Genomic DNA, 17,632 nt, shown 5'->3' on the forward strand with positions numbered 1-17,632 from the left:
TCTATGATGACCTCATGCCTGACGAGCCGAAGACCCTCGCCCCCGCCGCACGACCGGCCGGAACCACCGCTCAGGGCGGAGCCGCGACGACGGCCACCGGCACACCGGGCGCTTTCACGACGGCGTCCGGAGCGGCCACCACTGCCGCGGATTCTTCCGCACCCGCCCCGGCGCACCGCTGGACCCTCGGCCTCGTCACCGTCGGCCTCGTCCTCGCCGCGTTGAACCTGCGCCCCGCCATCACCAGCCTCGGCGCCCTCCTCGAAGAGGTCAGCGAAGGCCTCCACATGAGCGGCAGCGTCGCCGGCGTCCTCACCTCCGTACCGCCGCTCTGCTTCGCGGTCTTCGGCATCACGGCCCCGCGCCTCGCCCGCCGCTTCGGCCCCGCCGCCGTCGTCTGCGCCGGCATGGCCGCGATCTTCGCGGGCCTCCTCCTGCGCCCCTTCGCCACCGGCACCGCCGGCTTCCTCGCCGCCAGCGCCCTCGCCCTCATGGGCATCGCCGTCAGCAACGTCCTGATGCCCGTCATCGTCAAGCGGTACTTCCCCGACCGCATCGGCAGCGTGACCGGCCTCTACTCCATGGCGCTGGCCCTCGGCACCTCCGTCGCGGCCGCCGCGACCGTCCCGATGACCGAGGCCCTCGGCGGGGACTGGCGCCTCGGACTCGGCGTCTGGGCGGCCGTCGCCGCCCTCGCCGTCCTGCCCTGGATACCGCTCCTGCGCGACCGGAACCGTACCGGCACGCCCGTGGAGAGCGGTCCCGGGAAGGCGACGGCCGCCGCGGCCCCGACGGCGACCGCCGCCACCGCCTCCGGCTCGCGCATCACCCGCAGCCGTACCGCCTGGGCCCTCGGCGTGTTCTTCGGCCTCCAGGCGACCGGCGCCTACATCACCATGGGCTGGATGCCGCAGATCTTCCGCGACGCCGGCGTCTCCGCCTCCACCGCGGGCGTGCTCCTCGCCGTCACCATGGTCATGGGCGTGCCGCTCGCCTTCGTCATCCCGCGGCTCGCGACCCGGATGAAGAACCAGGGTCCGGTCGTCGTCGCGCTCGGCCTCTGCGGCCTCACCGGCTACACCGGCCTCTTCCTCGCCCCGTCCGCCGGGGCCTGGGTCTGGGCGGTACTGCTCGGCATCTCCAACTGCTCGTTCCCGCTGGCCCTCACCATGATCGGCCTCCGCTCGCGCACCGGGGCGGGCGTCGTCCGCCTCTCCGCCTTCGCACAGAGCGTCGGCTACCTCATCTCGATCCCCGGCCCCCTCCTCGTCGGCGTGCTCTACCAGCACAGCGGCGGCTGGGGACTGCCGATCGTCCTCATGGGCGGACTGATGATCCCGCAGATGATCGTCGGAACCCTGGCGGGCAGGGACCGGACGGTCGAGGACGAAGGCTGAGATGCGAGACTGTTCGCATGCCAGTCCTCGAACCCAACCCCAAGAACGGCCAGAAGAAGCTGCTCATCGTGCTCGGCGCGATGCTCGGCATCACGGTCGTGATCGCCGTCATCGCCTCGGTCGCCTCCCCGTGAGACCGGTTCGTCCCGCCCGGAGGTGGGGGTAACCCCCGCATCCCCTAGGGGGTGGGTGTCAGGGTGAAGTGGGTGGATCACCGGATGGGCCGAGGGGCCCGCGATCCCTAGGTTGGAGACAACAGGGAAAGCGGAGCACTCACTCACGGAGGCGGTCATGTCGGCCCACACGTACACCCGGGTCCGGCCCACGACGAGCGGCGTCGACACCCGGCTGCCCTGGTGGGCCCTCGCCCTCCCGGCAGCCGCCTTCGTCGCCCTCCTGCTGCTGATGGCAGGGCCGGGCGAGGTGCACGAGCCCCTCGGTGCCGCCGGGATCGGCGGGGTCCTGGAGAGGATCCAGCAAACGCTCTCTCTCTGAGTCGGCGTGAGCCGTTTCGTGCGAAGCTGAGGACCATGAGCGTCGACACACCCCGCAGGATCGTGCTGCTCCGACACGCTAAGGCGGACTGGAACCAGGAGTCCGACCACGAGCGCCCCCTCGCCGAGCGAGGCCGCGCGGACGCCCCCGTCGCCGGCCGCAGGCTCGCCGCGAGCGGCCTCACCTTCGACGTGGCCCTCTGCTCGACCGCCACCAGGACCCGCGAGACCTGGAAGCTGGCCGTGCAGGAACTGCCGGAGCGCCCCAGGACCGTGTACGAGGACCGGCTGTACGAGGCCTCCCTCGGCGAGCTCATCGCCCTGCTCAACGAGACCTCGGACGACGTCTCCGACCTGCTGGTCATCGGCCACAACCCCGGGATGCACGCACTCGCCGACGCCCTGGCGGGCGAGGCCGAGGGCGACGCCCCGGCCCGGATGAACCGGAGCGGCTTCCCGACCTCCGCCTTCGCCGTCCTCGTCTTCAACGGCTCCTGGAAGTCCCTGGAGCTCGGCACCGCCCGGCTCGTCGACTTCTGGACCCCGCACGCCTGATCCACCCGCCCGAACCGGTACGCGAAGGGGCCCGGCCGTCGGACGACGGCCGGGCCCCTTCGCGTACCGGTCAGTGCAGCAGATCCTCGTCGCCGTCCGCGGCCTCGACCTCTTCGCGGGTGATTCCCAGCAGGTACAGCACGGTGTCCAGGAAGGGCACGTTCACCGCCGTGTCCGCGGCCCGGCGCACCACCGGCTTCGCGTTGAACGCGACGCCGAGCCCGGCCGCGTTCAGCATGTCCAGGTCGTTCGCCCCGTCACCGATCGCCACGGTCTGCGCCAGCGGCACACCCGCCTCCCGCGCGAACCGGCGCAGCAGCCGCGCCTTGCCCGCCCTGTCCACGATCTCGCCGGTGACCCGCCCGGTCAGCTTGCCGTCCACGATCTCCAGGGTGTTGGCGGAGGCGAAGTCCAGCCCCAGCCGCTCCTTCAGATCGTCCGTGACCTGCGTGAACCCGCCGGAGACGACACCCACCTGGTAGCCGAGCCGCTTGAGCGTACGGATCAGGGTCCGCGCCCCGGGCGTCAGCCGCACCTCGGCGCGGACCTTGTCCACCACCGAGGCGTCGAGACCGGCGAGCAGCTCCACGCGCGCGTGCAGCGACTGCTCGAAGTCCAGCTCGCCGCGCATCGCCGCCGCCGTCACCTCGGCGACCTCGTCCTCGCAGCCGGCGTGCGCCGCGAAGAGCTCGATCACCTCGTCCTGGATCAGCGTCGAGTCGACGTCCATGACGACCAGCCGCTGGGCCCGCCGGTGCAGCCCGGCCGAGACCACGGCCACGTCGACGCCGATGGAGTGGGCCTCGGTGGCGAGCGCGGTCCGCAGCGGCTCGGTCTCGCAGCCGGAGACGGCGAACTCGACCGCCGTGACGGGGTACTTCGCCAGCCGGAAGATACGGTCGATGTTGCCGCCGGACTCGGCGATCCTGGCCGCTATGGCCGCCGTCCGCTCCGCGGTCAGCGGGTTGCCCAGGACGGTGACGTGCGAGCGCCCCTCGCCCCGGGGACGGTTGTCGCCCGTGCCGGAGATGATCTCGGCCTGGAGCCTCAGCGACTCGGCCCAGCTGTGCACGGTGGCCCGGAGCTCGCCCTGGGAGGCGACGGTCGGCTCGGTGACGAGCGCGCACAGGACGAGGCGGCCGCGGGAGACGACCTGCTCGATGTCCACGACGTCGACGGAGTAGGCGGCGAGGGTGTCGAAGAGTCCGGCGGTGATCCCGGGACGGTCCTTCCCGAAGATCTTGACGAGAAGGGTGGGAACGTCTGAGGTCTGCGATGCGCTCATGGTGCTTCCACCGTATCGGGCACCGCGTGCCACCCGGCCCCCCGTCCCGCCCTGCGGACACCCGAGTGGTCGCGCACATGCCGCGAAGCGGCCCGTACGGTACACGCGGGCGCCTCCGGTAGGAGTCGGGGGGAGCCCGGGGGAGTCTCCCGGGTGGTCCGGGCGGAGCCTCTGCCGGGTCTTCACGCGGCCCGACTTTCGGAGAGGGGACCGGGCCTGAAATAGTTCCCCCCGGATGATTCGCCATCCCTGGACTCCCCGCGACGGGGGTACATCGGGGGACAAGTAGTGGGGCATGGAGTGCCAGAACTCGTACTGGAATTGAACGGAAGGACCTGGACGCTCGATCCGTCCAGGTCGTACACCCTGGGCCGCGACCCGCAGGGTGACCTGGTCATCGACGACGCCAGGGTCTCGTGGCGCCACGCCACCATCAGCTGGGGCGGCCGGAGTTGGGTCATCGAGGACCACGGCTCCACCAACGGCACGTTCCTGCAGGGGCAGCGGATCCACCAGATGGAGATCGGCCCGGGTTCGGCCGTCCACCTGGGCAACGCGACCGACGGCCCGCGGCTGAATCTCGCCGCCGGAGCCCAGGGAGCCCCGCAGGCCCAGGCCCCGCACGCCCAGGCCCCGCAGGCCCACCAGCCGTCGGCCCAGGCCCCGGTGGCCCAGCCCGTCCCGGCCCACCAGAGCGCCGAGCAGGCCGAGTGGATCACTCACCAGCCCCCGCAGCACCAGGCCCCGCCGCAGCACCAGGCCCCGCAGCCGAACGACGGCTGGCAGCAGCCCCCGGCGCAGCCGCACGTGCCCGCGCAGCAGGGACACGGTCAGCCCGGCGCCGCCGCGGGGGCGTCGTCGGCCTATGCCGACCGCAGCCCCACCACGTTCCACCAGCTGGCCCTCGGTCACGTCATGCGGATCGGCCGTGCCCTAGAGAACCAGCTGGTCGTCTCCGACCTCCAGGTCTCGCGGCACCACGCCGAGTTCCACGCGACGCCCGACGGCCGCATGGAGATCCGTGACCTCGGCTCGCACAACGGCACGTACGTCAACGGCCAGCCGATCACCAAGGGCGGCAGCGCCCTGCTCGGCCCCAACGACATCGTCGGCGTCGGCCACTCGACGTTCCGGATCGTCGGCGGCCAGCTCGAAGAGTTCGTCGACACCGGCTCGGTCTCCTTCTCGGCCCGCCACCTCACGGTCACGGTCGACGGCGGCAAGCAGATCCTCAAGGACGTCTCCTTCGGCGTCCCGGAGAAGTCGCTGATCGGTGTCATCGGCCCGTCCGGCTCCGGAAAGTCCACGCTGCTCAAGGCGCTGACCGGTTACCGCCCGGCCAACGAGGGCGACGTCCTCTACGACAACCGAAGCCTCTACAAGCAGTTCGCCGAGCTGCGCCAGCGCATCGGTCTGGTCCCGCAGGACGACATCCTGCACAAGGAGCTGACCGTCCAGAAGGCGCTGCGCTACGCGGCCAAGCTCCGCTTCCCCGGCGACACCGCCCCGGCCGAGCGTGAGGCCCGGATCGACGAGGTGCTGCGCGAGCTGAAGCTCGACATCCACAAGGAGAAGAAGGTCACCTCCCTCTCCGGTGGTCAGCGCAAGCGCGTCTCGGTCGCCCTGGAGCTCCTCACCAAGCCCTCGCTGATCTTCCTGGACGAGCCGACCTCCGGTCTCGACCCGGGCATGGACCGCGATGTCATGCAGCTGCTCCGCGGCCTCGCCGACGACGGCCGCACGGTCCTCGTCGTCACCCACTCGGTGGCCGAGCTGGGTCTCTGCGACAAGCTCCTGGTGATGGCCCCCGGTGGTTCGGTGGCGTACTTCGGCCCGCCGGAGGAGGCGCTGAACTTCTTCGGCTACTCCACCTGGGCCGATGTCTTCTCCGCCTTCGAGAACTACCGCGACTACGACTGGGCGGGCCGCTGGAAGGGCTCGCAGCACTACCAGATGTACGCCGCGGACATCGACTCCGTCGCCGCGCAGCCGGTCCAGATGCCGCAGCAGGCGATGTCCAGGCCGCCGAAGCCGCAGGGCTGGGGCTCCCAGCTGTGGACCCTGATCCGCCGCTACGTCTCCGTCATCGCCTCCGACAAGGGCTTCCTGGGCCTGATGGTCATCCTGCCCGCCGTCCTCGGCGCGGTCTCGGTGGTCATCCCGGCCGACTTCGGCCTCGGCTCGCCGAAGGCGCCGTCCCGCTTCAACGGCGACGCAGGCACGATCATGCTCATCCTCGCGGTCGGCATGTGCTTCAGCGGCGCGGCCAACTCGGTCCGTGAACTGATCAAGGAACGGGTCATCTACGAACGGGAGCGGGCCACCGGCCTGTCCCGCTCGGCGTACCTGATGTCCAAGGTCATCGTGCTCGGCGTGATCACGGCCTTCCAGGGCGTCATCATCTGCGGCATCGGCTTCTCCACCCGGGCGCTGCCCGAGGAGGGCCTGTTCATGCCGCCGGCGGTCGAGCTGTGCGTCCAGGTCATCGCCCTCGGCCTGACCTCGATGATGTTCGGCCTGGTCATCTCCGCGCTCGTGAAGACCGCCGAGAAGACCATGCCCCTGCTGGTCATGTTCGCGATCATCCAGGTCGTGTTCACCGGCATCCTCTTCCAGGTGTACGGCTCGCCGGGCCTGGAGCAGTTCGCCTGGCTGATGCCCTCCCGCTGGGGCATCGCCGGCGCCGGCACCACCCTGGACCTGGCCCGCCTCATGCCGCCGTGGGACCCGAAGAACCCCACCAACACCGACCCGCTCTGGGAGCACTCGGTCGGCCAGTGGGGCCTGGACCTCGGCATCCAGCTCCTCATGGCGGTCGTCTGCTGCGTCGTCGTGGCGCGGCTGCTCCGCCGCCACGAGCCCGAGGTCATGCGCAAGTAGCCATGGGACGCACCGGTACGCCGAAGGGCGGCACCCCACACAGGGGGTGCCGCCCTTCGGCGTACGACAGCGGACCGGGTACCGGGATCAGTACGCGCTGTTGACGTTGTCGATGGAGCCGTAGCGGTCGGCCGCGTAGTTGGCGGCGGCGACGATGTTGGCGACCGGGTCGTACTGGTCGAACGCGGTGCCGGGCACGTGGTAGGTCTTGAAGGTCGGGTAGATGACCTGGAGCAGACCCTTGGACGGGATGCCGTTGATGGCGTTGATGTCCCAGTTGTTGATGGCCCGCGGGTTGCCGCTGGACTCGCGCATGATGTTCTTGTGCAGGCCGTTGTAGCTGCCCGGGATGTCGTGCTTGTCCATGATGAACAGCGCCTCGCGGATCCAGCCGTCGAGGTTGTTCGCGAAGACCGGGGTACGGGCGACGGAACGGCTCGCGGCGGCCTTCTCGGCTGCGCGCTTGCTCGCCTTGGCCTTCGCGGCGGCCTTGGCCCTGGCGTCGGCCTTGGCCTTCGCGGCGGCCTTCGCCTTGGCGTCGGCCTTGGCCTTCGCGTCCGCCTTCGCCTTCGCGGCGGCCTTGGCCTTCGCGTCGGCCTCCTGCTTGGCCTTCAGGCCGATGGTGGTCTGCTGGTTGTCGATGCTGGCGGCCAGCGCCTTCGCCTGAGGGCTGTTCGCGTCGTACGACCAGGCCACCTGCTGCGTACCGGAGAGAGCCTGCGGCTCGGTCTCGGTGCTGCCGTGGCCCGGCACGAGGGAGAGGGTGATGGCTGCGACGCCCAGAGCGGCGACGCCGGCGATCGTGGCCTTGTGGGTCTTCTTCAGACCACGACTGTGGCCAGGGGTGTTCGCAGACATAACGGACTACCTCTTCGAATCGCAGTGGGGTCGCTCCACCGGGGCGGTGTCTCGCCAACTCGGCGGCGACGGGGGCAATTCTTAGCGGCAGCAAAATCCCGTGGCAAAGGTGTGACGTACGATCCCGGGTAGTGGATCAGGGGCCCGTGTAGGGACCACAGAAGCCCCTGATGTCTGGCTCACCCCACTCTGACCCCCCATCTGGAGGTCCACTAGCGAGCTTCGTAAGTGATGTGGGTCCTATGCGCGGGCTCACACAGGCCCCCCGGCGAACTCACCGCCCGTTGCGTGAGCAACGCTCACAGTGAGCCCCGTACTCCTCGGGGATGAGCGCGGCCCCCGGGCACTACGACCTAGGTCCCCGGTCCCCTCCACCGCGGTCCACGGACGGATACGCACCGTCACGGCCCGCCGGTACGGTGAACACATGAGCCATCGACCGAGCTCCGGCCTGGCCGCCGTGAGCACCGCACTCCTGGCGATGAGCCGCCATCTGGAGGTCCGCGACGTCCTCAAGACGATCGTGGCCTCCGCCCGCGAGCTCCTCGACGCCGAGTACGCCGCCCTGGGCGTCCCCGACGACCACGGTGGCTTCGCCCAGTTCGTCGTCGACGGCGTCAGCGACGAACAGTGGAAGGCGATCGGCCCGCTGCCCCGGCAGCACGGCATCCTGGCCGCGATGCTCCACAAGGCCGAGCCCGAACGGCTCGCCGACGTCCGCGAGGACCCCCGCTTCGAGGGCTGGCCCGACGCCCACCCCGAGATGTCCGACTTCCTCGGCCTCCCCGTCAGGGACGGCGACGAGACCCTCGGCGCCCTCTTCCTCGCCAACAAGCGCTGCCCGAAGGAGACCGGCGGCTGCGGCTTCACCGCCGAGGACGAGGAACTCCTCTCGATCCTCGCCCAGCACGCCGCCATCGCCCTCACCAACGCCCGCCTGTACGAGCGCAGCCGCGAGCTCACCATCGCCGAGGAGCGCTCCCGCCTCGCCCACGAGCTGCACGACGCCGTCAGCCAGAAGCTCTTCTCCCTCCGGCTCACCGCCCAGGCCGCCGCCGCCCTCGTCGACCGCGACCCCGCCCGCGCCAAGGGAGAGCTCCAGCAGGTCGCCGCGCTCGCCGCGGAAGCCGCCGACGAACTGCGCGCCGCCGTCGTCGAGCTCCGCCCCGCGGCCCTCGACGAGGACGGCCTCGTCCACACCCTCCGTACCCAGATCCAGGTCCTGGACCGTGCCCACAGCGCCCGGGTCACCTTCGAGAGCGCCGGGGCCCGCGCCCTGCCCGCCGCCCAGGAGGAAGCCGTCCTCCGGGTCGCCCAGGAGGCCCTGCACAACGCCCTCAGGCACGCGGACGCCGGACTCGTCACCGTCTCCCTCGCCCGCGCCGGCCAGGGCGCGCGGCTGACCGTCACCGACGACGGCAAGGGCTTCGACCCCGGTACGGTCCGCAGCGCCGGCCGCCACCTCGGCCTCGTCTCCATGCGGGACCGGGCCGGCGGCGTCGGCGGATCGCTCACCGTGACCTCGGCCCGGGGCGAGGGCACCACGATCGAGATGGAGGTTCCCGGTGGCTGACAAGCAGATCCGTGTCCTGCTGGTCGACGACCACCAGGTCGTGCGCAGAGGGCTGCGCACCTTCCTGGAGATCCAGGACGACATCGAGGTGGTGGGAGAGGCCTCCGACGGCGCCGAGGGCGTCGCCAGGGCCGAGGAGCTCCGGCCGGACGTGGTCCTCATGGACGTGAAGATGCCCGGTACCGACGGCATCGAGGCGCTGAAGCGGCTCCGCGCCCTCGACAACCCCGCCAGGGTCCTCGTCGTCACCAGCTTCACCGAACAGCGCACGGTGGTCCCCGCGCTCCGCGCCGGCGCCGCCGGGTACGTCTACAAGGACATCGATCCCGACGCACTGGCCGGTGCGATCCGCTCCGTCCACGCCGGGCACGTGCTGCTCCAGCCCGAGGTGGCGGGCGCGCTCCTCGCCCAGGAGGACTCCCCGGGAGGTACGGGACGCGGCTCGACCCTCACGGAGCGGGAGCGCGAGGTCCTCGGCCTGATCGCGGACGGCCGCTCCAACCGGGAGATCGCCCGCGCGCTCGTCCTGTCGGAGAAGACGGTCAAGACGCACGTCTCGAACATCCTGATGAAACTCGACCTCGCGGACCGCACCCAGGCAGCCCTCTGGGCCGTCCGCCACGGCCTCACCGACTGACGCGCGCCCCCCATGCGCCGGGGCGCACGACCGTTCAGTCCTTCATACCGTCGTGTGGATGTCCCCCGTTCGGCGCAACCTGCCGGACGGGGGGGCGTTCTCCAGGGCGTGCTGCGGCTGACCGGCCGCAGCGATGACCAGGAGGATGTACCAAGTGAAGAACCTCAAGAAGGCCGCCGCCGTCACCATCGTCGCGGGCGGCATCCTCGCCGCCGGTGCGGGTGCCGCCTCCGCGCACGGCGCCGAGGCCACGGGCAAGGCCCTCAACTCGCCGGGCGTCGCCTCCGGCAACCTGGTGCAGGTCCCGGTCCACGTCCCCGTGAACGTCTCCGGCAACACGGTCAACGTGATCGGCCTGCTCAACCCGGCCTTCGGCAACGGCGCCTCCAACGGCTGAGCCACCCCGAGACCGACCGGTCCCCAGGACGATCCCCCCGGGGGCCGGTCTCCTCTCTCGACGCGGCCCCCGCACCGCGCGGCGCCGGGGGCGCCTCCCGGCCTTCGGCCCGCCGTACCGGACTCCGTCCGCCGGATCCGGCGGACGGAGTCCGGTACGGGCGTGTCGGAGCCAGGGGGGGGTCAGAACCCCCGCTCCCGCTCCCTCTCCTCCACATACGCGTTGTACGCGGCGACCTGGGCCCGCCTGGCCACCCGCTCCACCGGCCGCAGCGCATCCCCCCGCGCCGCCATCTCCGACGCGCTCACCGCGCCCCCGTGGCCGTGGTCGTACGCCAGGTCCACCAGGAGCCCCACCCGCTGCGCCAGCTCCAGGACCCGCACCGCCCGCGGCGGATACCCGGGGGCCAGGACCTCACGCCCCACCTCCGCCCGCGCCCGGTACGCCTCCCGCGCCGCGTCCGCCGCCGGGCCCGAGGCCGCGACATCCAGCCGGGTCAGCACCGACGTCGCGTCCCGCAGCGCCTCCGCGAGCTCCCGCTCCGCCTCCCCGAGCGAGGGCACGTCCGCCGGCGGCGCCTCCCGGACCGCCAGACAGCGCCAGACCACCTCCACGCGCACATCACCCGCGGGCCCCGCCTCCGAGACCTCGGGCACGAGGCCGTACGGCGCGCCGAAGCCCACCACCGCCTCCTCCGCGTCCAACGCGCGCGCGTTGAAGTCCGGCGGCCCGCTCAGCCCCAGCGGATGACCCGGCGCGGGCAGCGCCACCCGCCACCCGGTCACCCCGAGCCGCCGCAGCCGGCCGAGCGCCAGCGTCAGCCCCACCGGCCGCGCCTCACCCGGCAGCCCCTCCACGCGGTGCACCGCGTCCTCCCCGACAATGGCCAGCGCCGCCTCGTCCGGCGACACCGCCCCGGCCAGCAGGGCATTGCCCCAGGCGGCCAGGCGTCCTGAGCGTGGTTCCGAAAGCATCCCCCAAGACTAGGGCGCCTAGGGTGGCGCGAAGGAAGCCCTAGGGACCGGCCCGGTCCGTCGATAACGTAGGTTTTCCCCTGGACGCCGCGCCCACCGGCGCAAGGCGACGACTCGACCGCAAGGGGAGACAACGCGCTCATGAGCGATGTACTGGAGCTGGTGGACGTATCCGTGGTCCGCGACGGACGGGCTCTGGTGGACGAGGTCTCCTGGTCGGTCAAGGAGGGCGAGCGCTGGGTGATCCTCGGACCCAACGGCGCCGGCAAGACCACCCTTCTGAACATCGCCTCCAGCTACCTCTTCCCCACCAAGGGCACCGCCGACATCCTGGGCGAGCGGCTCGGCGGCGTCGGCACCGACGTGTTCGAGCTCCGCCCCCGCATCGGTATGGCCGGCATCGCCATGGCGGAGAAGCTCCCCAAGCGCCAGACCGTGCTGCAGACCGTCCTCACCGCCGCGTACGGCATGACCGCCACCTGGCACGAGGACTACGACCCGGTCGACGAGGAGCGCGCGAGGGCCTTCCTCGACCGCCTCGGCATGAACGACTACCTGGACCGGAAGTTCGGCACCCTCTCCGAGGGCGAGCGCAAGCGCACCCTGATCGCCCGCGCGATGATGACCGACCCCGAGCTCCTCCTCCTCGACGAGCCCGCCGCCGGCCTCGACCTCGGCGGCCGCGAGGACCTCGTCCGGCGTCTCGGCCGCCTGGCCCGCGACCCGTACGCCCCCTCCATGATCATGGTCACGCACCACGTCGAGGAGATCGCCCCCGGCTTCACCCACGTCCTGATGATCCGTCAGGGCAAGGTCCTCGCCGCGGGCCCCGTGGAGATGGAGCTGACCTCCCGCAACCTCTCCCGCTGCTTCGGACTGCCGCTCGTCGTCGAGCGCGTCGGAGACCGCTGGACCGCCCACGGCCTGCCCCTGAAGTAGCGGAACGGAGCGCCGGCGTCCCGCACAGCCGCCCGCGCACTGTCCCCGAGCACCCCACCGCCCCTACCATGACCATGTGGACATCGACGCGTGGGTCTGGTGGCTGATCGGCGCGGTGGGGCTCGGCATTCCGCTGGTCCTGACCGCGATGCCCGAGTTCGGCATGTTCTCGGTCGGAGCGGTCGCGGGGGCGGTGACCGCGGCCCTGGGCTTCGGCATCGTCCCTCAGGTGATCGTCTTCGTGGTCGTCTCGGTGGGCCTGGTGGCGGTGGTCCGCCCGATCGCGGCCCGCCACCGCGACGGCAGACCGCAGCTGGCCAGCGGCGTCGACGCCCTCAGGGGGCGTCAGGCCGTCGTCCTGGAACGGGTCGACGGCAGCGGCGCGGGCCGTATCAAGCTCGCGGGGGAGATCTGGTCGGCTCGCGCACTCGACACGGGACAGACCTTCGAACCGGGCGAACAGGTCGACGTCGTCGACATCGACGGGGCAACCGCAGTCGTCATGTGACCGAACCTCGCCCATGAGGTTCCGGCGTCTGCGAAAATCGATCATCGAAGGCCACCCGGCAGTCAACCGGCAGCGAAGGGCACGGGGAACACGATGTCAGCAGTCATCATCGTCCTGATCATTCTGGTGGTGCTCGTCTTCATCGCCCTGATCAAGACGATCCAGGTCATTCCGCAGGCGAGCGCGGCGATCGTGGAGCGGTTCGGCCGCTACACCCGGACGCTCAACGCCGGACTGAACATCGTCGTGCCGTTCATCGACTCGATCCGCAACCGGATCGACCTCCGCGAGCAGGTCGTCCCGTTCCCGCCGCAGCCGGTGATCACGCAGGACAACCTCGTCGTCAACATCGACACGGTCATCTACTACCAGGTGACCGACGCGCGTGCCGCGACCTACGAGGTCGCCAGCTACATCCAGGCCATTGAGCAGCTCACCGTCACCACCCTCCGCAACATCATCGGTGGCATGGACCTGGAGCGGACCCTGACCTCCCGCGAGGAGATCAACGCGGCCCTGCGCGGCGTCCTCGACGAGGCCACCGGCAAGTGGGGCATCCGCGTCAACCGCGTCGAGCTCAAGGCGATCGAGCCGCCGACCTCCATCCAGGACTCGATGGAGAAGCAGATGCGCGCCGAGCGGGACAAGCGCGCCGCGATCCTCACCGCGGAGGGCACCCGCCAGTCCGCCATCCTCACCGCCGAGGGCGAGAAGCAGTCGGCGATCCTGCGCGCCGAGGGCGAGTCCAAGGCCGCCGCGCTGCGCGCCGAGGGCGAGGCCCAGGCCGTCCGTACGGTCTTCGAGGCCATCCACGCCGGCGACCCCGACCAGAAGCTGCTCTCGTACCAGTACCTCCAGATGCTCCCGAAGATCGCCGAGGGCGACGCCAACAAGCTCTGGATCGTGCCGAGCGAGATCGGCGACGCCCTCAAGGGCCTCTCGGGAGCCTTCGGGAACAACGGCTCCGGAGCCCCCGGCTTCAACACCAAGGGCGGCGGGACCGAAAGGCGAGACGAACCGCCGGTCGACTGACACGTACACGTAAGCCTCGTGCATGATCGGTGCGAGCCCCTCGACCCTGATGATCTCAGGGCGGGGAGGCGACTCACTGGCCATGTAAGGAGATGGCGTTGTCCATCTGGGAAGCCCTGGCGGTCTTCGCCGCCGGCATCGGCGCCGGCACCATCAACACCATCGTCGGATCGGGAACGCTCATCACGTTCCCGGTCCTTCTGGCGACCGGACTTCCGCCGATCACCGCGAACGTCTCCAACGCCCTGGGACTGGTCCCCGGTTCCGTCAGCGGAGCCATCGGCTACCGCCGCGAGCTCAAGGGGCAGAAGTCGCGCATCATCCGCCTCGGCGGGGTGGCCCTCCTCGGCGGCCTGATCGGCGCGATCCTGCTCCTGGCCCTGCCGTCGGACGCCTTCGACGCGATCGTCCCCGTGCTCATCGGCCTCGCGCTCGTCCTGGTCCTCCTCCAGCCCCGCATCGCCGCCGCCGTCAAGCGCCGCCGCGAGCAGACCGGCACCGAGGCCCACCCCGACGGAGGCCCCGTCCTCCTCGTCGGCCTCTTCCTCGCCAGCATGTACGGCGGGTACTTCGGCGCCGCGCAGGGCGTGCTCTATCTGTCGCTGATGGGGCTGCTGCTCCACGACAGCCTGCAGCGGATCAACGCCGTCAAGAACGTCCTCGGCGCCCTCGTCAACGGCGTCGCGGCCGTCTTCTTCCTCTTCGTCGCCGACTTCGACTGGACGGCCGTCCTGCTGATCGCCGTCGGCTCCACCATCGGCGGCCAGATCGGCGCCAAGGTCGGCCGCAGGCTGCCGCCCTCGGTGCTGCGCGGAGTGATCATCGCGGTCGGCGTCGTCGCGATCCTCCAGCTGACCCTCAAGTAGCGGGTACGCGGGCAGGCACGTGCGCCCGTACGACCGCGAGGGCCCGCCTCCCCACACGGGGGAGACGGGCCCTCACCTACGGAACGACGTTACGCGGCAGCCTTCGCCAGCCACTCCGGCAGCGCGGACCGCTCGCTCGCCCGCATCGCGAGCAGCATCGCGTCCGCCGGCGTCGGCTCGAACGGCTGGTGCAGCAGTGGCATCCCCGCCTGCTCCGGCGTCCGGTCGGCCTTGTGGTGGTTGTCCTCGGCGCAGGAGGCCACCGTGTTCAGCCAGCTGTCCCCGCCGCCCTGGGCGCGCGGCACCACGTGGTCGACGGTCGTCGCCCGCCGCCCGCAGTACGCGCACCGGTGCTGGTCCCGCACCAGCACCCCCCGTCTCGACCACGGCGCCTGTCTTCGGAACGGCACCCGTACGTACCGGCAGAGTCTGATCACCCGCGGCACCGGGAGGTCGACGGCGGCGCCCCGCACACGAAGATCGGGATGGGCGTGCTCGACGACGGCCTTGTCCGTCAGGACCAGCACCACCGCACGGTTGAGAGTGACCGTCGAAAGCGGCTCGAAGCTCGCGTTGAGTACCAGCGTGTCCCGCATTGTGCCCACCTCCCGTGTGCAGGCCCGGCCCCGGACGGGGCGATGGAGCCTGGACCAACGATGGCCGGACCGGCCCGGGTCGGACAACGCAATTTTCCCGCGCAACAAAAGATGCCCGCTTCTGATCTCTCCAAGACCAGAAGCGGGCAAACAACAAACGAACGATCAGCCGGTCGCGGGAGCCGCGTACTCGCCGATCAACTGGGCACGTCCCAGCGTGTGGAAGCGCAGATTGAAACCGATCGCCGCCGGCGACGCGTCACCGTCGGGACCGAGCTTCTCGCTGTCCACCGCGTACACCGTGAACACATAGCGGTGCGCCGGGTCCCCCGCCGGGGGAGCGGCACCACCGAAGTCCCGGGAGCCGTAGTCGTTCCGGACGTGCACGGCCCCGGCCGGCAGCCCCTCGAACGACCCCGACCCGGCACCGGTGGGAAGCTCCGTCACCGAGGCCGGGATGTCGAACAGCACCCAGTGCCAGAACCCGCTGCCCGTGGGGGCGTCCGGATCGAAGCAGGTCACGGCGAAGCTCTTCGTCTCCGCCGGGAACCCCTCCCAGCGCAGCTGCGGCGAGGTGTTCCCCGCCGCGTACACCTGCGCGTCCTTCAGGACCCCGCCCGGCGCGATGTCGTCGCTCACCACGGTGAACGCCGCCACCGGCGGATGGAAGTCGTGGGGGAGCGGCGCCCTCTTGCCCTCGGACACGTCGAAACCTCCGGATCGCCCGTACTGCCTCAGCAGCCTTTACGGGGCCGAGCCTAGAGCCAGTTGCGACGGCCGCCGACCTCGGCGAGCCACTGGTTCAGATATGCCGCCCAGTCGGTGGCGTGGAAGTCGTGCAGCCCCACCTTGAACGCGCGGAACGAGTCGCTGCCCTCACCGAACAGACCCGGCTTCTTGTCCATCTCCAGCACGACGTCCATCTCACGGTCGTCTGCGACGAAGCTGACCTCGACCTGGTTCAGGCCCCGGTACTGCTGCGGCGCGAAGAACTCGATCTCCTGGTAGAAGGGCAGCTTCTGCCGCGTCCCCCGGATGTGCCCGCGCTCCATGTCCGCGCTCTTGAAGCGGAAGCCCAGCTGGAGGAAGGCGTCCAGGATCGCCTGCTGCGCCGGCAGCGGGTGCACGTTGATCGGGTCAAGGTCCCCGGAGTCCACCGCGCGCGCGATCTCCAGCTCGGTCGTCACCCCGATGTTCATGCCACGCAGCTGCTGCCCGGCGACCGAGGTCACCGGCGTCTCCCACGGGATCTCCAGACCGAACGGCACCACGTGCACCGCGCCGGCCTTCACCTCGAACGCACCGCCGAGACGGACCTTGACGAACTCGATGTCCTGCTTGTGCTCCTGGTCACCGCCCTCGACCTCGACCCGCGCCTGCAGCCCGACGGAGAGCCCCTCGATCTGCTGGTCGACGCTGCCGCCCTGGATCCGCACCTCGCCCTGGACGACCCCGCCCGGGACCACGTTCTCCTCGGTGAGCACCGTCTCCACGGTGGCCCCGCCGGCACCCAGGCTCGCGAGCAGCTTCTTGAATCCCATGACCTTCACTCCTTCTCAGTCCTGACCCCTACATACGCGCGACGACCGTAGCCGGTTCCCCACCGGACCCCACTACGCTCGGGCGCCATGATCGAGACCCCCGACCGTACGCCGCTCCCGCGCGCCTTCTTCGACCGCCCGGTCCTGGAGGTCGCCCCCGATCTGCTGGGCCGCACGCTTGTACGTCGTTCACCCGAAGGACTGATGGAACTGCGCCTCACGGAGGTGGAGGCGTACGCCGGGGCCATCGACCCCGGTTCCCACGCCTTCCGGGGGCGGACGGCACGCAACGCCGTCATGTTCGGCCCGCCGGGACACGCGTACGTCTACTTCACCTACGGCATGTGGCACTGCCTCAACCTGGTGTGCGGCCCCGAGGGCGAGGCGAGCGGGGTCCTGCTCCGCGCGGGGGAGATCCTCCGGGGCGCCGACCACGCCCGCCCCCGCCGCCGCTCGGCCCGCTCCGACCACGAGCTGGCCAAGGGCCCGGCCCGGCTGGCCACGGCCCTCGACATCGGCCGCTCCCTGAACGGCACCGACACCTGCGCCGGCCCCGAGGCCCCGCTCGCCGTCCTCACCGGCACCCCACCCGCCCAGGAACGGATCAGTAGCGGCCCTCGTACGGGGGTGAGCGGCGACGGCGCCCCGCACCCCTGGCGCTTCTGGATCACGGACGATCCGACGGTCAGTCCCTACCGACCCCACACGCCTCGGAAACGTCCCCTTGACTCAGGGCGATCGACCGCCTAACGTAGCCCGAGCAGTTGGACACGGGCCTGCTTGTTCAAGCACCCCGCAGCTGCCACCCACTACTCAAGATGAATCCCCAGCAGGGGCTTATTTCGGCATGCCCGGAATTCGCATTCGAATGGCTCGATTATGAGCCACCGAGGAAATCAGCTAAAGTAGTGACCACGCCGAGAGGCGAAAGGCAGCCAACGGGCCACCAGAAACAAAATCCGAACCGGAAACGGTACGGAAAAGGATCTGGTAAGGTTGGAAACACGAAGGGAAGCCCGGAGGAAAGCCCGAGAGGGTGAGTACAAAGGAAGCGTCCGTTCCTTGAGAACTCAACAGCGTGCCAAAAATCAACGCCAGAT

General features: G+C 70.7%; 20 protein-coding genes. 13 read left to right on the forward strand and 7 right to left on the reverse strand.

The genetic code is table 11. The annotated features are described in order from the left end of the window. Positions 1–14: 14 nt before the first annotated feature. The 4 genes from ABT154_RS07805 (at position 15) to ABT154_RS07820 (ending at position 2,446) form a co-directional block, all read left to right on the forward strand. Positions 15–1,397 carry a CynX/NimT family MFS transporter gene (locus ABT154_RS07805; protein WP_351854178.1) on the forward strand — a complete coding sequence of 461 codons (1,383 nt, stop codon included), beginning with the start codon at positions 15–17 and terminating at the stop codon, positions 1,395–1,397. Between the two features lie 17 nt (positions 1,398–1,414). Continuing rightward, the gene (locus ABT154_RS07810) at positions 1,415–1,531 is read left to right on the forward strand and encodes an SGM_5486 family transporter-associated protein (protein WP_317874769.1); all 117 of its coding nucleotides are present in this window, start codon (positions 1,415–1,417) and stop codon (positions 1,529–1,531) included. A 157-nt stretch (positions 1,532–1,688) separates the two neighbouring features. Then, a complete protein-coding gene (locus ABT154_RS07815; RefSeq protein WP_317874768.1) occupies positions 1,689–1,892 on the forward strand; it encodes a hypothetical protein in 204 nt (67 codons plus the stop codon). Positions 1,893–1,927: 35 nt separating this feature from the next. Beyond that, a complete protein-coding gene (locus ABT154_RS07820; protein WP_351854181.1) occupies positions 1,928–2,446 on the forward strand; it encodes a SixA phosphatase family protein in 519 nt (172 codons plus the stop codon). Between the two features lie 70 nt (positions 2,447–2,516). Here the strand turns inward: ABT154_RS07820 and serB are convergent, their stop codons facing one another. Continuing rightward, a complete protein-coding gene (gene serB / locus ABT154_RS07825) occupies positions 2,517–3,731 on the reverse strand; it encodes a phosphoserine phosphatase SerB (protein WP_351854183.1) in 1,215 nt (404 codons plus the stop codon). Between the two features lie 288 nt (positions 3,732–4,019). Between serB and ABT154_RS07830 the strand changes: the two genes are divergently transcribed. Then, positions 4,020–6,611, forward strand: a complete 2,592-nt coding sequence (locus tag ABT154_RS07830) for an ABC transporter ATP-binding protein/permease (protein ID WP_351854185.1) — start codon at positions 4,020–4,022, stop codon at positions 6,609–6,611. 87 nt (positions 6,612–6,698) lie between these two features. Here ABT154_RS07830 and ABT154_RS07835 read toward each other — a convergent pair whose 3' ends face one another. Next, positions 6,699–7,469: a transglycosylase SLT domain-containing protein gene (locus tag ABT154_RS07835; protein ID WP_351854187.1), complete on the reverse strand. Its 771-nt coding sequence runs from the start codon at positions 7,467–7,469 to the stop codon at positions 6,699–6,701. A 427-nt stretch (positions 7,470–7,896) separates the two neighbouring features. Here ABT154_RS07835 and ABT154_RS07840 point away from each other — a divergent pair, with 427 nt between their 5' ends. The 3 genes from ABT154_RS07840 to ABT154_RS07850 all read left to right on the forward strand — a co-directional run bounded on the left by ABT154_RS07840 (position 7,897) and on the right by ABT154_RS07850 (position 10,076). Beyond that, positions 7,897–9,042 carry a GAF domain-containing sensor histidine kinase gene (locus tag ABT154_RS07840; protein WP_317876217.1) on the forward strand — a complete coding sequence of 382 codons (1,146 nt, stop codon included), beginning with the start codon at positions 7,897–7,899 and terminating at the stop codon, positions 9,040–9,042. Continuing rightward, positions 9,035–9,679, forward strand: a complete 645-nt coding sequence (locus ABT154_RS07845; protein ID WP_317876216.1) for a response regulator — start codon at positions 9,035–9,037, stop codon at positions 9,677–9,679. Before ABT154_RS07840 ends, ABT154_RS07845 begins: the two co-directional genes overlap by 8 nt. A gap of 154 nt (positions 9,680–9,833) precedes the next feature. Further along, a complete protein-coding gene (locus ABT154_RS07850) occupies positions 9,834–10,076 on the forward strand; it encodes a chaplin (RefSeq protein ID WP_351854191.1) in 243 nt (80 codons plus the stop codon). A 182-nt stretch (positions 10,077–10,258) separates the two neighbouring features. Here the strand turns inward: ABT154_RS07850 and ABT154_RS07855 are convergent, their stop codons facing one another. Next, entirely contained in the window at positions 10,259–11,050 is a 792-nt protein-coding gene (locus tag ABT154_RS07855) for an Rv1486c family protein (RefSeq protein WP_351854192.1), read from the reverse strand. Between the two features lie 141 nt (positions 11,051–11,191). On the opposite strand from ABT154_RS07855, the gene ABT154_RS07860 reads away from it, so the two are divergent. The 4 genes from ABT154_RS07860 to ABT154_RS07875 all read left to right on the forward strand — a co-directional run bounded on the left by ABT154_RS07860 (position 11,192) and on the right by ABT154_RS07875 (position 14,395). Then, a complete protein-coding gene (locus tag ABT154_RS07860) occupies positions 11,192–11,989 on the forward strand; it encodes an ABC transporter ATP-binding protein (protein ID WP_332434318.1) in 798 nt (265 codons plus the stop codon). Positions 11,990–12,065: 76 nt separating this feature from the next. Further along, the gene (locus tag ABT154_RS07865) at positions 12,066–12,497 is read left to right on the forward strand and encodes an NfeD family protein (protein ID WP_351854196.1); all 432 of its coding nucleotides are present in this window, start codon (positions 12,066–12,068) and stop codon (positions 12,495–12,497) included. A gap of 93 nt (positions 12,498–12,590) precedes the next feature. Then, positions 12,591–13,529, forward strand: coding sequence for an SPFH domain-containing protein (locus ABT154_RS07870; RefSeq protein WP_317876211.1), 939 nt, complete (start codon positions 12,591–12,593; stop codon positions 13,527–13,529). A gap of 92 nt (positions 13,530–13,621) precedes the next feature. Beyond that, positions 13,622–14,395 (forward strand): sulfite exporter TauE/SafE family protein, encoded by a 774-nt coding sequence (locus ABT154_RS07875; RefSeq protein WP_351854199.1) that lies wholly within the window; start codon positions 13,622–13,624, stop codon positions 14,393–14,395. A gap of 89 nt (positions 14,396–14,484) precedes the next feature. Here ABT154_RS07875 and ABT154_RS07880 read toward each other — a convergent pair whose 3' ends face one another. The 3 genes from ABT154_RS07880 to ABT154_RS07890 form a co-directional block, all read right to left on the reverse strand. Further along, on the reverse strand, positions 14,485–14,991 hold the full coding sequence (locus ABT154_RS07880) for an HNH endonuclease (protein ID WP_351854202.1): 507 nt from the start codon (positions 14,989–14,991) through the stop codon (positions 14,485–14,487). 165 nt (positions 14,992–15,156) lie between these two features. Further along, positions 15,157–15,696 carry a YbhB/YbcL family Raf kinase inhibitor-like protein gene (locus tag ABT154_RS07885; protein ID WP_351854206.1) on the reverse strand — a complete coding sequence of 180 codons (540 nt, stop codon included), beginning with the start codon at positions 15,694–15,696 and terminating at the stop codon, positions 15,157–15,159. Between the two features lie 53 nt (positions 15,697–15,749). Beyond that, positions 15,750–16,532, reverse strand: a complete 783-nt coding sequence (locus ABT154_RS07890) for a sporulation protein (protein WP_332434316.1) — start codon at positions 16,530–16,532, stop codon at positions 15,750–15,752. An 87-nt stretch (positions 16,533–16,619) separates the two neighbouring features. Between ABT154_RS07890 and ABT154_RS07895 the strand changes: the two genes are divergently transcribed. After that, entirely contained in the window at positions 16,620–17,282 is a 663-nt protein-coding gene (locus tag ABT154_RS07895; protein ID WP_351854209.1) for a DNA-3-methyladenine glycosylase, read from the forward strand. A 150-nt stretch (positions 17,283–17,432) separates the two neighbouring features. On the opposite strand, the gene ABT154_RS07900 is transcribed toward ABT154_RS07895, so the two are convergent. Then, positions 17,433–17,632 (reverse strand): hypothetical protein (locus ABT154_RS07900; protein ID WP_351854211.1); only part of this gene is annotated, 200 nt, incomplete at its 5' end.

Origin of the sequence: Streptomyces sp. NPDC001728, from assembly GCF_040297565.1 — a bacterium.
Classification (GTDB): domain Bacteria; phylum Actinomycetota; class Actinomycetes; order Streptomycetales; family Streptomycetaceae; genus Streptomyces.